The 14,482-nt window shown below is 62.2% G+C and carries 13 protein-coding genes and 1 riboswitch; of the genes, 3 read left to right on the forward strand and 10 right to left on the reverse strand.

Annotated features, from left to right (window positions below; translation table 11 throughout):
• Positions 1 to 7 precede the first annotated feature (7 nt).
• A complete protein-coding gene (locus tag FME97_RS09845) occupies positions 8 to 802 on the forward strand; it encodes a DeoR/GlpR family DNA-binding transcription regulator (RefSeq protein ID WP_141429444.1) in 795 nt (264 codons plus the stop codon).
• 118 nt (positions 803 to 920) lie between these two features.
• Here the strand turns inward: FME97_RS09845 and FME97_RS09850 are convergent, their stop codons facing one another.
• The gene (locus FME97_RS09850; RefSeq protein WP_141429446.1) at positions 921 to 1,685 is read right to left on the reverse strand and encodes a glycerophosphodiester phosphodiesterase family protein; all 765 of its coding nucleotides are present in this window, start codon (positions 1,683 to 1,685) and stop codon (positions 921 to 923) included.
• A 241-nt stretch (positions 1,686 to 1,926) separates the two neighbouring features.
• On the opposite strand from FME97_RS09850, the gene galK reads away from it, so the two are divergent.
• Positions 1,927 to 3,057, forward strand: coding sequence for a galactokinase (gene galK, locus FME97_RS09855; protein WP_141430011.1), 1,131 nt, complete (start codon positions 1,927 to 1,929; stop codon positions 3,055 to 3,057).
• Positions 3,058 to 3,119: 62 nt separating this feature from the next.
• Here galK and FME97_RS09860 read toward each other — a convergent pair whose 3' ends face one another.
• The 3 genes from FME97_RS09860 to fabD form a co-directional block, all read right to left on the reverse strand.
• Positions 3,120 to 3,650: a GNAT family N-acetyltransferase gene (locus tag FME97_RS09860; protein ID WP_141429448.1), complete on the reverse strand. Its 531-nt coding sequence runs from the start codon at positions 3,648 to 3,650 to the stop codon at positions 3,120 to 3,122.
• Entirely contained in the window at positions 3,650 to 4,879 is a 1,230-nt protein-coding gene (locus FME97_RS09865; RefSeq protein WP_141429450.1) for an ROK family transcriptional regulator, read from the reverse strand. Before FME97_RS09865 ends, FME97_RS09860 begins: the two co-directional genes overlap by 1 nt.
• Positions 4,880 to 5,045: 166 nt before the next feature.
• Positions 5,046 to 5,927 (reverse strand): ACP S-malonyltransferase, encoded by an 882-nt coding sequence (gene fabD, locus FME97_RS09870; protein ID WP_141429453.1) that lies wholly within the window; start codon positions 5,925 to 5,927, stop codon positions 5,046 to 5,048.
• Positions 5,928 to 5,975: 48 nt separating this feature from the next.
• Positions 5,976 to 6,183, forward strand: a riboswitch (cobalamin riboswitch).
• A 175-nt stretch (positions 6,184 to 6,358) separates the two neighbouring features.
• Here fabD and FME97_RS09875 point away from each other — a divergent pair.
• A complete protein-coding gene (locus tag FME97_RS09875; protein ID WP_141429455.1) occupies positions 6,359 to 7,447 on the forward strand; it encodes a DUF5074 domain-containing protein in 1,089 nt (362 codons plus the stop codon).
• Between the two features lie 203 nt (positions 7,448 to 7,650).
• Here the strand turns inward: FME97_RS09875 and nagB are convergent, their stop codons facing one another.
• The 6 genes from nagB to FME97_RS09905 form a co-directional block, all read right to left on the reverse strand.
• Complete coding sequence (gene nagB / locus FME97_RS09880) at positions 7,651 to 8,445, reverse strand: glucosamine-6-phosphate deaminase (protein WP_141429457.1); 795 nt, start codon at positions 8,443 to 8,445, stop codon at positions 7,651 to 7,653.
• Between the two features lie 78 nt (positions 8,446 to 8,523).
• Complete coding sequence (locus FME97_RS09885; protein WP_141429459.1) at positions 8,524 to 10,473, reverse strand: 6-phosphogluconolactonase; 1,950 nt, start codon at positions 10,471 to 10,473, stop codon at positions 8,524 to 8,526.
• A gap of 1 nt (position 10,474) precedes the next feature.
• Entirely contained in the window at positions 10,475 to 11,113 is a 639-nt protein-coding gene (locus FME97_RS09890; RefSeq protein ID WP_141429461.1) for a carbohydrate-binding family 9-like protein, read from the reverse strand.
• 5 nt (positions 11,114 to 11,118) lie between these two features.
• Complete coding sequence (locus FME97_RS09895; protein WP_141429463.1) at positions 11,119 to 12,216, reverse strand: phosphotransferase enzyme family protein; 1,098 nt, start codon at positions 12,214 to 12,216, stop codon at positions 11,119 to 11,121.
• Positions 12,217 to 12,356: 140 nt separating this feature from the next.
• A complete protein-coding gene (locus FME97_RS09900) occupies positions 12,357 to 13,328 on the reverse strand; it encodes a type I phosphomannose isomerase catalytic subunit (RefSeq protein WP_162852163.1) in 972 nt (323 codons plus the stop codon).
• Between the two features lie 32 nt (positions 13,329 to 13,360).
• The gene (locus FME97_RS09905) at positions 13,361 to 14,464 is read right to left on the reverse strand and encodes an ROK family protein (RefSeq protein WP_141429465.1); all 1,104 of its coding nucleotides are present in this window, start codon (positions 14,462 to 14,464) and stop codon (positions 13,361 to 13,363) included.
• Positions 14,465 to 14,482 lie beyond the last annotated feature (18 nt).

Below are 14,482 nucleotides of genomic sequence, written 5' to 3' on the forward strand. Positions count from 1 at the left end.
TCGGAATATGAACAAATCAGGTGAAGAAAACAATTTGAGCCTGCCGGAACGGCACGGCAGGATACTCGCCCTGTTGCAGCAATACGGTTCGATCTCGGTCACGCAGCTTTCCGAGCGTTTCCGGGTTTCGGAGGTGACCATCCGCAAGGACCTTTCCTTCCTCGAGCAGCAGAAGAAACTCTACCGGACGCACGGAAGCGCCATCCTGATCAGTCCCTATATCAGCGACCGGCACGTGAACGAGAAAGAGAAGAAGAACGTGGCGGAGAAGCAGGCGCTCGGGGCCGCGGCCGCGGCGCTCCTCGCGCAGGACGACTCGATCATCATCGCGTCGGGAACGACGATGGCCTTTCTGGCCCGTGAGATCAAGCCCCAGGGACGGCTGACGGTCATCACGGCGTCGGTTCCCGTGACGCAGATCCTTTCGCAGGATCCCGACGTGGACGTCATCCAGTTGGGCGGCATCACCCGTAGCAGCTCGGTTTCGGTCGTGGGACCCTTCGCCGAACAGATGCTGCGCAGCTTCAACTGCAGCAAGCTCTTCATCGGCGTGGACGGCATCGACCCCGATTTCGGACTGACGACGACCAACATGCTCGAGGCCTCGCTCAACCGGGCGATGATCGACGCGGCGCAGAAGGTGGTGGTGCTGGCCGACAGTTCGAAGTTCGGCCGCCGGGGCTTCAGCAAGATCTGCGACCTGGAGTCCGTGGACCGGATCATCACCGACAACCGGGTGCAGCCGCTCTACCTCGACCGGCTGCGCGAGCGGGGGATCGAGGTGACGGTGGTGGAGGTCTGAGGTCCCGGCGCGGGACGTCGCGGTTCTGTTCGCGGGGATACGCACCTCCGGGCGGACGGGAATGCGGAACGGGCGGCAGAAGCTCTGCCGCCCGTTCCGTGTCGTCATTCCGGGAATCCTACTCCCTCAGCAGGGCTTGCAGGCGTTCGGGATAGTCGGTGGTGATGTAGTCCACGCCCTGCGCGATGAAATAGCGCATCTCCTCCTCCGAATTCACCGTCCAGACATTGACTTCGAGTCCCGCCCGGTGAGCCTGCTCGATCCATTCGGGGTGCTGGCGCAGCACGCCCGCCGAGTAGTCGAGACCCGTCAGGGCCACGCGGCGGAGGCTTTCGGGCGAGAGATCGCCGGCCAGGTAGTAAACATTGGCTTCGGGCAGCCGCTTCCGGTACTCCAGACAGGCGTTCAGCGAGAAGGAGATGAAGTCCGTCCGCTCCGTAAGGCCGTGTCTTTCCAGCGCGCGGACGATCTTTTCCACCGCGATGTCCTCCCGGCGGTAGGGGACGAGCGTCTTCGTCTCCAGGACGAGCCGGGTGGCGGGACGGGCCGCCACCGTCTCGAGGTACTCGTCGAGCGTGGGCAGGTTCTCGCCGTTGGGCAGCACGATCCGCGTGATGTCCCGGGCCCGGGCGCGTGCCATGTCTATGTCGGTTCCCTTGTAAACCTGGTCGTGATTGACCACCAGTTTGTCGTCTCCCGTCAGCCAGACGTCCATTTCCGAGCCGTAAACGCCGATCGAGTCGGCCTTGGCGAACGAGGCGAGGGAGTTCTGGGCCGATCCGGGAGCGGTCCAGTAGCCGCGGTGGGCGATTACTTTGGGTTGTCCGTGCAGGGCTCCTCCGGCCGACAGCAGGGCGACGGAGAGCAGAATCTTTCGGATCATATCGTTCGGTTTTCGGGTTGTGCGCTTGTGAAACGAAACTGTCGCAAAGATAGGGAAAAATCCCGGACCGGCAATCGGTTGTCGGTGAATTGCCGTACTTGCGGGCGGTCTTTCCGCACGTTTCGCGGTTTTGAACCGGAACGATGCCGTTTTTGGAGGAAAAATTCGGAAAAGCCCGGATTTTTTCCTATCTTCGTATGATCGGTTGCGATCCATAACCTACAAACCTGCTATGAAAGAGATGAAAGAGAAAGTCAGCAAGAAATTCGAAGAGCTTTACGGTGCGGGCGCCGTGCTGTTCGCCTCGCCGGGGCGTATCAACCTGATCGGCGAACATACCGACTACAACGGAGGTTTCGTCTTCCCCGGAGCCGTGGACAAGGGCATCGTGGCGGCCATCCGGCTCAACGGTACGGATCGTGTGCGCGCCTATGCGTTCGATCTGGGCGAATCGTCGGAGTTCGGCCTCGAGGAGGCGGACAAGCCTGCCGAGAGCTGGGCGCGGTATATTTTCGGCGTCTGCCGCGAGATCCGCAAGCGCGGCGGGACGATCGGCGGTTTCGACACGGTTTTCGCGGGCGACGTGCCGCTGGGAGCGGGCATGTCCTCGTCGGCGGCGCTGGAATCGACCTACGCCTTCGCGCTGAACGACCTCTGCGGCTGCGGCATCGACAAGTTCGAGCTGGCGAAGATCGGCCAGGCCACCGAGCACAACTACTGCGGCGTGAACTGCGGCATCATGGACCAGTTCGCCTCGGTGTTCGGCAAGAAGGGCAACCTGATCCGGCTGGACTGCCGCTCGCTGGAGTACGCCTACTTCCCGTTCGATCCGAAGGGCTACAGGCTGGTGCTCGTCGATTCGCGCGTGAAGCACGAGCTGGTGGGTTCGCCCTACAACGACCGCCGCGCCTCGTGCGAGCGTGTGGCGAAGGTGCTCGGGCAGGAGTTCCTGCGCGGAGCTACGATGGAGCAGCTCGATGCCGTCAGGGACCGGATCTCGGAGGAGGACTACAAACGGGCCCGTTATGTCATCGGCGAGGAGAAACGGGTGCTCGACGTCTGCGAGGCTTTGGAGAAGGGCGACTACGAGACGGTCGGCGCGCGCATGTATGAGACGCACTGGGGCATGTCGAAGGATTACGAGGTGTCGTGCGAGGAGCTGGATTTTCTGGCGACGCTCGCCGGGGAGTGCGGTGTGACCGGGGCGCGCATCATGGGCGGCGGTTTCGGCGGCTGCACGATCAATCTGGTCAGGGACGAGCTGTACGATCGTTTCATCGCCACGGCGAAGGAGAAGTTCAACGCCAGATACGGCCACGAGCCGAAGATTTACGACGTGGTGATCTCCGACGGTTCGCGGCGGCTGGAGTGATCCGCAGCGGCTGCATGGAAAAAGAGGCTGACTAACGGTTGAAGTTAGTCAGCCTCTTTTTTCTATTCCAGAATCTTTTGCATCAGCATTTCGTCGCGGTAGCCTTCCGGCGTCCACAGCCATTGGCGTTTGATGCCTGCGGGGACGAATCCCGTGCGGCGGAACAGTCCGAGACTGGCCGCATTGTCCGTTCCCACGTTGCACCACAACTGGTGCAGCCGCAGCCGTTCGCGGGCGTATCCGCAGAGCGTCTCCACCGCGTCGGAGGCATACCCGCGGCCGCGGTCGTCCGCGTCGTGGATCAGGATTCCGAGACCGGCGCGCCGGTTGAGGGGATCGAACTCGAAGAGGTCCGCAATGCCTACGGGGCGCGCTTCGGCGCGCGTCTCGACGATCAGCCGCAACTGACCCGTGCGGAAGAGGTCGCCGCCCTGCAACTGCGCCGCGATGAACCGCTCCATCTGGGCCCGCGAGAAGGGCTCGGTCGTGCCGCTCACGCTCCACACGGAGGTGTCGTTCTCCCATGCGTAGAGCAGCTCCGCGTCCTCCGGTTCCACGGCCCGGAGCCGGACGATGCGGCCTTCGAGGTTCATCAGATGCCGATTACCTTGTTGCGGATAAGCATGGCCACGCCCCACGCGTTCGCGCTCTCGGTCATCTTCGAAACGCGGAACTTGGTGTCCTTGTAAACCAGGTTGAGCGAGTATTTGTTCGTCGCCGACTTGAGCGGGAGCATCAGGTAGTCGCCCGCCGCCGCGAGGTTGCCGCCGACGATGACCGTCTCGGGGTTGAACGTGTTGATGAGGAACGCGATGGCCTTGCCGACCTTTTCGCCCGCCTCCTCGATCAGTTCGATCGAGAGGTTGTCGTCGTTCATCGCCGCGTTGATGATGTCGTCGATGTGCACGGTCCGCTGTTCGTCGTACTGTTTCTTGAGGATGGTGTTCACGCCCTTTTCGATCATGTGGCGCATCTTGTCCTCGATGGCGATACCCGACACCTCGGTTTCGAGGCAGCCCTTCTTGCCGCACGAGCAGATGATCTCGTTGTCGAAGAAGGGGATGTGGCCGAACTCGCCGGCGAAGCCGCTCTTGCCGTAGTAGAGCTTGCCGTCCACGACGATTCCGATGGCCACGCCGCGGCCCATGTGGAGGTACAGCACGTTGCTCTCCTCCTTCGATTTGCCACACGTGTACTCCGCGTAGCAGCGGGCGCGGGTGTCGTTCTCGATCAGCACGCGCAGGCCGATCCGCTCCTCGAGGATGTCGCGCAGCGACTGCTCGTTGGAGGTGAAGTATTTGTAGCTGCGGCCCGTGTCGGGATTCACGCGCCCCGTCATGCAGACGCCCAGGCCGAGCATCTTGCTCCGCTCCACGCCGCACGAGGCGATGAAGTTCTCGATGTTCGTGCAGATGCGCTCGAGGCACTGCGGACGGTCCTGCAGCTCGAAGGTGAAGTCGTTCTCCTCCTTGATGATGTTGTTTTGCAGGTCGGTGACCATGAAGCGCATGTTGTCGCGGCCGACGTTCACGCCGACGAAGTAGATCGCCGAGTTGGCCAGGCCGAAGATGTTGGGACGGCGTCCGCCCGGAGTCTCGACCTTGCCCAGGTCCGTGACGATGTTTTCGTCCACGAGCTCCTGCACGAGTTTGGTGATCGTCGGAACGCTGATGTGCAGCTCCTTGGTCAGCTCCGAGAGCGTGCACTCGCCGTTTACGGCCATGTGCGCGATGATGTTGCGCTTGATGATGCTGTTCTTATGCGAAATGCCCTTGAGGGTGTCGTCTTCGTGTTTGTTGAAGAACTCGGTCAATGATGTCATTTTCTTCGCTTTTTTTAACTGGCGGCACAAATATAATAATTATTTCAATAGACTGCAAAAATTCTTAATAAATTTAATAAATTATTTGCAAAAATGAACAATAAAAGAGGGAACAGATTGTTTTTCAATCTGTTCCCTCTCCTTCCGCGGAATGCGGACGGATCGGTTACAACGTCGATTTCGACTCGACCGTCGCCTGGGCGTCCACCTTGCGGATCAGGCCCTGGAGCACCGTGCCGGGGCCGAGTTCGGTGAACTCTCCGACGCCGTCCGCGAGCATGTTCTTCACGATGTAGGTCCAGCGGACGGGAGCCGTCAGTTGGGCGATGAGGTTCGCCTTGATGGCTGCCGGGTCGGTATAGGGTTTGGCATCCACGTTCTGGTAGATCGGGCATGTCGGAGTCCGGAAGGGAGCGTCGTCAATCGCCTTTTCCAGCTCCTGCTTGGCCGGCTCCATCAGCGGCGAGTGGAACGCACCGCCCACGGGCAGACGCAGCGCACGGCGCGCGCCTGCGGCCTTGGCCTTTTCGCAGGCCGCATCCACGGCCTCCACGGCGCCCGAAATGACGAGCTGCCCCGGGCAGTTGTAGTTGGCGGCGACCACCACGCCGTCGATCGACGCGCAGATCTCCTCCACGGTCTTGTCGTCCAGTCCGAGGATGGCGGCCATCGTGCCGGGCTGCGCCTCGCAGGCGGCCTGCATGGCCATCGCTCGTTTCGAAACGAGTTTCAGACCGTCTTCGAACGAGAGGGCCCCGGCCACCACCAGCGCCGAGAACTCGCCGAGCGAGTGACCGGCCACGGCATCGGGTTCGACGCCGAGCGCCTTGGCCATGATGACCGAGTGGAGGAATACGGCGGGCTGCGTCACGCGGGTCTGCCTGAGCTCCTCGTCCGTGCCGGCGAACATGATGTCCGTGATGCGGAATCCGAGGATTTCATTGGCCTTCTCGAACAGCTCCCGGGCAGCGGGAACGTTGTCGTAGAGATCTTTGCCCATGCCGACGGCCTGAGCCCCCTGGCCGGGGAAAACGTATGCGTGCTTCATGATTTCAGCGAATTTTTTGTTAGCTGGGGCAAAGATACGAATTTATTTCGTATTTTTGCGCCGCAATGGTTCACAAAGGGTCCGGCGAGGCCCCGCGTGATTAAATGGGAATGCCGTGTGAATCGGCAGCAGTTCCCGCTGCTGTAAGTTCCGCAAGAGTTGCCGCGACACGCTTGAAGCCACTGATTCCGGGATGAATCGGGAAGGCGTCGCGGCTGGGACGAGCCAGAAGACCTGCCTTGCGTCTCCCGAGGGAGAATCCTCATTCGAACGGTTGCTGCGGAGAACGGTGCGTCGAACTTCGGCCCTGCGGGGCGTCGGTGCGATTGTCTGTCGGTTTGTCGGGCGTATGTGCGAAGCGGGATTCGGCTCCGGGAAAGGAGACCGGATTTACTTTTTTTATGTACTTATTTTAATAATTGATCCGAAAGATGAAAAAATCATTGCTTTTCGCACTCGCCGCGACGGTTTTCGCGGCCTGCTCTGACGACAACGGTTCGACGACACCGCCCCCCCCCGGCGCTTCCGACAAGTATCAGGGCGGATTCTACGTCTATAACGAAGGCTCTTACGGCCGGACCCCGGCGTCGGTGAACTACTACGATAAGACGACGGGCGAGTGGTCGCTCAATCTCTACCAGGAGAATAACGAGGGCGAGAAGCTGGGCAACACCGGCACGGTGGCCGTGTGCAGCGACGACAACGTTTACTTCGTGTCGAAGGAGACGCCCTGGCTGGTCGAGGTGGGGCTCGAGGACTTCCTGAAGAAATCGGCGCTGCCCGACGGCGCGCTGACCGGCCAGGCCTACGGATTTGCGCTGATCGACGGCAAGCACGGCGTGCTGACCACCTCCGAGGGCGCCTATTCCGTATCGCTCGATCCGCTGGAGCTGGGCGACGCCTTCTTCGAGGGGCGCGGTTTGGGGGGCGACGTCGCCGTGAAGGACGGGCGTGTTTTCCTCACCGCTTCGGCCGGCGAGGGGGATGTCGTGAAGGTTTACGACGCCTCGACCCTCGCCTTCGTGAAGGACCTTCCTGCCGCCGCGAAGACGGGTTTCGCCGAGGCAGGAGGCATGCTGTGGGCCGCTGCCGGGAACAAACTCTTCAAGATCAACACGACGGCTCTGACTTCGGAGGAGGTGACGCTCGGCGACGACCTCTCGGTTTACTACAACCAGTGGGCCTATACGCCGACCGGATTGCACGCTTCGAAGAAGGGTGATGCGCTCTATTTCGTCGAGGGCAGTTCTTCGGGTTACGACGTCTATCGGTTCACGATCGCCACGGGCGCTGCGGAGAAGCTCTTCCCGGCTCCGGAGGTGGACGGGACTCGCTATTCCGTTTACGGTGCGGGGCTGAATGCCGATCCCGAAAGCGACGATCTCTACCTGTTCTATACCGCCGACTGGGGCGGTCATGCGACCATCTATGTCGTGGACGGGACCACGGGCGAGCAGAAGAAGTCGTTCCCCTACACGGATGCCGAATACTGGTTCCCCTCGATGATCCTCTTCCGGTAGCCGGGCGGGCCGTTCCGGGATCCGTTCCCCGGAGGGACGCCTGTCCCGGACCTGCGGAGCCGTTTTCCGGGGTCCGCGTCCGATAAGAAAAAGAGAACGCCCCTGCCGCAACGATTCGCGGCAGGGGCGTTCTGCATTTCCGGCGGCCGGCGACCGTCTCCGGGACCGGGGCGCTCTTCTTCGCCGGGAGCGGCGGCGCCCCGTCAGATCAGGTTCTCCTTCTCGATGTCCTTGAAGTAGCGGTAGGTCGCCACGCGCAGCTCCCCGGCGGCCGGTTCGTCGCAGATCAGGATGCCGTTGGGATGCACCTGCAGGGCCGAGATGGTCCACTGGTGGTTGTACGATCCCTCCACGCCGTGACGCACCGCGCGGGCCTTCTTGGGCCCCGTGGCGAGGATGAGCACCTTCTTGGCCGCGAGCACCGTGCCCACGCCGACCGTCAGCGCCGTCTTGGGCACGAGGTTCGTGTCGCCGCCGAAGAAGCGCGAGTTCACCTGGATCGTGTCCTGCGTCAGGGTCTTGACGCGCGTGCGCGAGTTGAGCGACGAGAAGGGTTCGTTGAAGGCGATGTGCCCGTCTTCGCCGACGCCGCCCATGAACAGGTCGATGCCGCCGGCCTCGACGATGCGCGCCTCGTAGTCGGCGCACTCCTTGACCAGATCCTCGGCGTTGCCGTTGAGGATATTGACGTTCTCGGGCAGGATGTCGATGTGTTTGAAGAAGTTGTTCCACATGAACGAGTGGTAGCTCTCGGGGTGCTCCTCCGGAAGTCCGACGTACTCGTCCATGTTGAACGTGATGACGTTCCTGAACGACACGTCGCCGGCCTTGTGGCGGCGGATGAGCTCCTTGTAGGTCTCCAGCGGCGTTGAGCCGGTGGGCAGTCCCAGCACGAAGGGCGACGAGGTGTGCTGCGCCTTGTTGCGGATCTGCTCGATGATGTAGTTGGCGGCCCATTGCGCCACCTGCTGCGGGGTGTTTTCGATGATAAGTCGCATAACGGAATTTTTAGGAACGGCGGATGCGGCCCCGGAGGGGTTGTGCGGCATCCGTCCGTTATCGGTTGCTTTGTCGGATCAGAACATTTTGACGAATACCTCGATGGCCTGGTATTCGGCCATGCCGAGCTGGTCGTAGAGTTTCGCGGTGTTCTGCGTGCGCTCTTCGGCGCGCTGCCAGAACTCGCGGGGGTCGTCGCCCGGGAAGGGCATGATGTCCTTCTGCGACAGGTGGCGGTAGATGGCGTGGCGCTTCATGATCAGCTCGTCGGGCGACAGGGGCACGGCCATGTCCACCATGCCCAGCTCCCATTCCATCCAGGCGCCGCGGTAGAGCCACAGGTGGCAATCCTTCATCCACTCGTCGTCGCGGACGACCTCGAGCGCGGCGAGCACGGCCTCCATGCAGGTGCGGTGCGTGCCGTGGGGATCGGCCAGGTCGCCGGCGGCGTAGATCTGGTGAGGCTTGATCTCGCGCAGCAGTTTGACGATGATCTCGATGTCCTTCTCCGTGAGCTGGCCCTTCTTGATGCCGCCCGTTTCGTAGAAAGGCAGGTTGAGGAAGTGGGCGTTGGTGTCGGGATTCAGACCGAACGAGCGCACGGCGGCGCGGGCCTCGGCGCGGCGGATCGAGCCTTTGAGGTCGAGCAGCGCGCGCGGTTCGGGTTCGCCCTTCTTCTTGCCGGCGATGATCCGCCCGACTTCGGCGTAGTGGTCGCCGTAGCCCAGTTCGCGCGAGGTGTCGATGTTCTGCAACACGACGTCGTCGTGTACGGCCACGTTGCCCGACGTTTCGTAGGCCACGTGCACGTCGTGGCCCTGCTGCACGAGGCGGATGAACGTGCCGCCCATCGAGATCACGTCGTCGTCGGGGTGGGGCGAGAAGATCACCACGCGCTTGGGGAAGGGCTTCGATGCCACGGGGCGCGTCGAGTCGTCGGCGTTGGGTTTGCCGCCCGGCCAGCCCGTGATGGTGTGTTGCAGGTCGTTGAAGACGTCGATGTTGATCTGGTCGTAGCTGCGGCCCTGTTCGAGCAGTTCGCCCAGCGAGTTCTCGATGTAGTCCTTGTAGGTGAGTTTCAGGATCGGTTTGTGCACGACGCCGCAAAGCCATACCACGGCCTTGCGCACGAACTTCGGCGTCCAGTCGCAGGGACCCACCAGCCACGGCGTCTGCTCGCGGGTGAGCATCTGCGCGGCGTTCTCGTCGATCACCACCTCGATATTGGGGTGTGCCTGCAGGTACGAGGCGGGAACCTGTCCCGTGATCTCGCCCTCGACGACCTTCTGCACGATCTGCGTCTTGTTCTCGCCCCAGGCCATCAGGATGATGCGGTCGGCGCGCATGATCGTCTCGATACCCATCGTGATCGCCATCTTGGGGGTGTTCTCCAGTCCGAAGAAGGCGCCCGACTGCACCTTGCGGGTATTGTAGGTGAGCTGCACGAGACGCGTGCGCGAACGCGAGTAGGAACCCGGCTCGTTGAAGCCGATCTGACCGTCCTCGCCGACGCCGATGATCATGAGGTCGATCCGCGAGGCGGCGCGCTCGTAGGAGTCGCAGTACTCCGAGATTCTCTCCTCGGGGATCGTGCCGTCGGGGATGTGTACGTTCTCGGGCAGGATGTCGATGTGGTTGATGAACTCCTCGTGGATGCGGTAGTTGCGGCTCTGCTGCTCGGTCGAGCGGATCGGGTAGAATTCGTCGAGGCTGAATACGGCCACGTTGCGGAAGCTGATCTGGCCCTCCTTGTGGCGTTTCACCAGTTCGCTGTAAAGCCCCAGCGGCGTGCGGCCCGTGGTCAGGCCGAGCACGAAGGGGCGCGTCTCGTCGTACACGCCGTTCGAACAGTGCGCCTCGTTGTAGTTGCGGATCGCCCTGACGATGTTGTCGGCGACGTACTGCACGGCGCGGTATTCGTTTTCATATACGTTCGTGCGGATCTTCTCGTAGCGATGGATGATGTCGCGCGGGGCCGATTTCGCGATCAGGCCGCCGTCTTTCGGAAGTGAATACTTGTTGTTCATATTATTTGAATTTGATATGATCGAAAAATTCCGGACGGTGGAAATTCGGTTTTTCCGTCCGTATGGGGCGCCACGAGAGGAAGTGGGGGTGCGAAAGGTCGTCGCCGCACTTGAAGAGGTTGGCGCGCGCCTCCGCGCCGCTCCAGTCGGTCAGGGCGTGGCGGAACAGCGCCTGCGGAGGAATGGCCAGCACGACCGACCAGCGGTTGTCGCCTTCGCGCTCCTCGAACGGCGTGCCGGGCAGCGAGGTGTGGCGTATCACGCTTCCGAGCGCTTCGGCCGGGGCGCTGACGGTCTTTTCGCCCTGCCTGTGGTACCCCAGGAGCAGGCGTCCGATGCACGAGGTTTCGAAATTGTAGTAACTTTCGGTGTCGGGAGCGATGAAGAACTCCACGCACGAGTCGGTCCAGACCCGTCCGTTGTCCTCGGTGACCCGTGCGGCGGTGTAACGCTCGGCTACGTCGAAGCGCAGCATGAGGTAGTCGCCCGTGTGGAACATGCGGAACTGCACGTCGGGGGCGTAGGGATACGTTTCGGCCCAGTTGCAGCAGGCGATCGGCTGCGCCTCGACCGATGCGAAGGCCCGGTCCACCACCTCCCAGTCGCCGGGCCTTATCCCCGATATTTTGGCGATATCCATATCCGTTATCTGTATTTGGCGGCCGTCTCCTCCACGATGCGGCACATGGCGGGGTATTGCTCTTCCATGCTTTGCAGCAGCCGGTACTGGGCCCGTGTGCGCACGAGGTTGTGGTCCGCGTATTTGGTCTTGTAGTAGATGTCCCCGTCGATGTAGTCCATCAGGAAGCGCAGGACCTGTTCGTAGGTGATATAACGGGCCGAGAAGGCCAGATGGTCTGTCTCCGCGGCACAAAGTTCGCGGGCGCGCTGCGAAAGGTAGCCGTCGGTGTAGGCGGCGAACATGTCGGGCGAGAGCCCCACGCGCCCCGGGTCGCGGTCGTCTTCGTCTCCCGTGTTGCAGTAGGAGCGGATCGCGTCACCGAAGTCGTTGAGCGAGGGGGAGTTCATCACCGTGTCGAGGTCGATGGCGCACAATACGCGGCCCGTCCTGTCGAAGAGGATGTTGTTGATCTTCGTGTCGTTGTGCGTTACGCGCGTGGGAATCACGCCTTGTTCGACCTTCTCCCAGAAAGCGAGCATCTCGTCGCGGCGCGCCTCGATCCAGCCGATTTCGGCCGCGAGGTCCTTTTTGCGGCCTGCGGCGTCGCGGGCGAGCGCCTCGTCCCACTGCGCGAAGCGGTGGCGGATGTTGTGGAAACCCGGAATCGTCTCGGCCAGCGGTTCGGTGAAGTCCGCGAGCTGGGATTGAAAACGGCCGATCCCTTCGCCGCCTTTGCGGGCCAGCTCCGGCGAATCGGCCTTGTTGTAGGTCACCGTGTCGTCGATGAAGACCGTGACGGCCCAGTATTCGCCCTGCGGATCGAGGTGGCAGAGCCGTCCGTCGAGCGTCGGGACGACGGTCATCGCCTCGCGCTTCGGGTCGCCGCCTTCGGCCGCGACACGGCGGCGGATGTGTTCCGTGACCTTGCGGATGTTCTCCATCATGGCCGGTATGTCGGGGAAAACCGCCTTGTTCTTGCGTTGTAGAATGTAGTCGGGGGCGTCGCCGCCGGTGCGGACGATGAACGTGTCGTTGATGAAACCTTCGCCCAGCGTGTCGATGGCGACGACAGGCCCTTCCAATGCAAAGCGGGCCGCTATGGCCTGTAATTCGGTCTTCATGGTTTTGGTTCGGTTGAATTGCCTTTCGGAATCCCAAAGTTACGGAAAAAAACGTATAGTTGCAACCCGCTTTTGTAAAAAAGCCCGCCTTTCTCGGGGAAAGACGGGCTTCGGGGATTCGTCGTACCGGGGTTTCCGCGTCAGCGGATGCAACTGGTCAGCACTTTAACCGCGCCGTCGGGCGCGATGCGCAGGTTTCGGACGGAAGCCGGGACGAGCACCGTTTCGCCCTGATGCACCGGAACGGCATTGCCTGCGTCGTCGGTGAGCGTGCCGCTGCCGCCGATGCAGATGACGACCAGGAACGAGTCGAGCCCGGCGAGGTCGAGCGTCCGCTCGTGCGTGAGGTCGTAGAGCGACGTGGTGAAGTAGGGACACGACACCAGTTCGACCTCGCTGTCCGGGGCCGGGGTGTAGTGCGTGCGGTAGTCGGGCAGCACGGTGTAGTCGATGGCGTCCTTGGCCAGCTCGGTGTGCAGCTCCCGCGTGTTGCCGTTGGCGTCGCGGCGGTTGAAGTCGTAGATGCGGTAGGTGATGTCCGACGTCTGCTGGATTTCGGCGATGAAGGCGCCGGCGCCGATCGAGTGCACGCGGCCCGCGGGCAGGAAGAAGACGTCGCCCGGACGGATGGCGTAGTCGGCCAGCAGGTCGGTGATCGTGTTGTCCTCGACGCTGGCGGCGTATTCGGCCGGCGTCACCCGCTTGGCGAATCCCGAGCGGAGGTGCGCCCCCTCGTCCGTCGCCACGACGTACCACATTTCGGTCTTGCCTTTCGACCGGTGGCGTTTCCAGGCCAGCTCGTCGTCCGGGTGTACCTGGATCGAGAGGTCCTGCCGTGCGTCGATGAACTTGATGAGCAGCGGAAACTCTTCGCCGAAGCGCTCGAAGTTGGCTTTTCCCAGCAGCGCGGCGCCGTGGCGGGCGATCAGCCCGGGCAGCGTCGTGCCGGCCTCGGGACCTTCGGCCACGACCGACTCGTTGCCCTTGACGCCCGACAGTTCCCAGCTTTCGCCTACCTGTTTCTGGTCGGAGACGATCCGCTTGTAGGGGACGATCTTCTCGCCGCCCCAGAGCATCGTCTTGAGAATGGGTTTGAACTTATACATATACATATCGAATCAACTGTTTTTTTGTTTTGCTGTTTTCACTGGCGGCTGTCGAGCTGGCTCAGCGCGAAGGCATAGGCGCCCACCGAGATCGCCTTGCTGGCTCCCAGCTTCGAGATCATGACGCCGATGCGCTTCTGCGGGTCGTAGGCCACGTAGCGGTCCGTGCCGTAAACCTTCAGCGGCCGCTGCGAACCTTTGGCGAATTCGCGGAACTCCTCTTCGTTGTCCAGGTCGTAAACCTTCATCTGCACGCGGTTCAGCTCGTCGCCCGAGATCGTGTGTATCTTCGAGCGCAGCTCTTCGAACAGGGTGGGCATGATCCAGCGGCGGGCGCCCGTGACGCCGCCGCCGATGACGATCAGTCCGTCGATGAGCGTGACGGCCGTGGCCATCGCGTCGCCGGCGATTTCGCCCATTTCGGCGAAAGCCTTCCGGGCGGCCTCCCGGTCGCCGTCGCGCTTGCCGTCGGCGATGTCGCAGATGTCCTTGGGCTCGAGACCGTGATCCGGATTGCCCGTCAGTTCGCCGTAGACACGCTTGACGGCGCGGATGGCGGCGCCGTCTTCCACGATGATGTCGGGCATCTTCTTGTGCTTGAGGCAGAAGGTCTCGACGCACGAGTTGTCGCCGCGGTTGAGCCGGCCGTTCACGACCACGCCGATTCCCAGTCCCGTACCGAAGGTGTATCCGATGAGGTTCTTGTATTTCTTGGGACAGCCGAGCTCTTCGAGCCGGGCGTTCACCTCGGGCAGTGCGCCGCCCAGCGCCTCGCCGTAGGCGAACAGGTCGCCGTCGTTGTTGATGAAGACCGGAATGCCGAACTTCGCCTCGAGGAAGGGCCCGAGGGCGACGCCTTCGCGGAACGACGGGAAGTTCGGGAGGTAGCCGCCGATGATGCCGTTGGGGTAGTCGGCCGGGCCGGGGAATGCGAAACTGATGGCCACGGGCTTGGTTTCCAGCCTGTCGATGACCTGACGGAATCCCTCCACCATCGTGGCGAGGCATTTATCCAGGTCCTCGGCGTGCGAGGGGAGCGTGATGGGGTCCACGATGAATTTGTTGGCCTGCATGGCGCCGAACACCAGATTTGTTCCGCCGGCATCGAGGGTGATGACCACCCGGTTGTCGTAGCTGTACATATTGATTCACAATTTTTC

Source organism: Alistipes dispar (assembly GCF_006542685.1).
Lineage (GTDB): Bacteria > Bacteroidota > Bacteroidia > Bacteroidales > Rikenellaceae > Alistipes > Alistipes dispar.

Coding starts and splice junctions, on each gene's coding strand:
- FME97_RS09845 (WP_141429444.1), top strand. CDS start 8: ATGAACAAATCAGGTGAAGAAAACAATTTGAGCCTGCCGGAACGGCAC.
- FME97_RS09850 (WP_141429446.1), bottom strand. CDS start 1,685: ATGATCCGAAAGATTCTGCTCTCCGTCGCCCTGCTGTCGGCCGGAGGA.
- galK (WP_141430011.1), top strand. CDS start 1,927: ATGAAAGAGAAAGTCAGCAAGAAATTCGAAGAGCTTTACGGTGCGGGC.
- FME97_RS09860 (WP_141429448.1), bottom strand. CDS start 3,650: ATGAACCTCGAAGGCCGCATCGTCCGGCTCCGGGCCGTGGAACCGGAG.
- FME97_RS09865 (WP_141429450.1), bottom strand. CDS start 4,879: ATGACATCATTGACCGAGTTCTTCAACAAACACGAAGACGACACCCTC.
- fabD (WP_141429453.1), bottom strand. CDS start 5,927: ATGAAGCACGCATACGTTTTCCCCGGCCAGGGGGCTCAGGCCGTCGGC.
- FME97_RS09875 (WP_141429455.1), top strand. CDS start 6,359: ATGAAAAAATCATTGCTTTTCGCACTCGCCGCGACGGTTTTCGCGGCC.
- nagB (WP_141429457.1), bottom strand. CDS start 8,445: ATGCGACTTATCATCGAAAACACCCCGCAGCAGGTGGCGCAATGGGCC.
- FME97_RS09885 (WP_141429459.1), bottom strand. CDS start 10,473: ATGAACAACAAGTATTCACTTCCGAAAGACGGCGGCCTGATCGCGAAA.
- FME97_RS09890 (WP_141429461.1), bottom strand. CDS start 11,113: ATGGATATCGCCAAAATATCGGGGATAAGGCCCGGCGACTGGGAGGTG.
- FME97_RS09895 (WP_141429463.1), bottom strand. CDS start 12,216: ATGAAGACCGAATTACAGGCCATAGCGGCCCGCTTTGCATTGGAAGGG.
- FME97_RS09900 (WP_162852163.1), bottom strand. CDS start 13,328: ATGTATATGTATAAGTTCAAACCCATTCTCAAGACGATGCTCTGGGGC.
- FME97_RS09905 (WP_141429465.1), bottom strand. CDS start 14,464: ATGTACAGCTACGACAACCGGGTGGTCATCACCCTCGATGCCGGCGGA.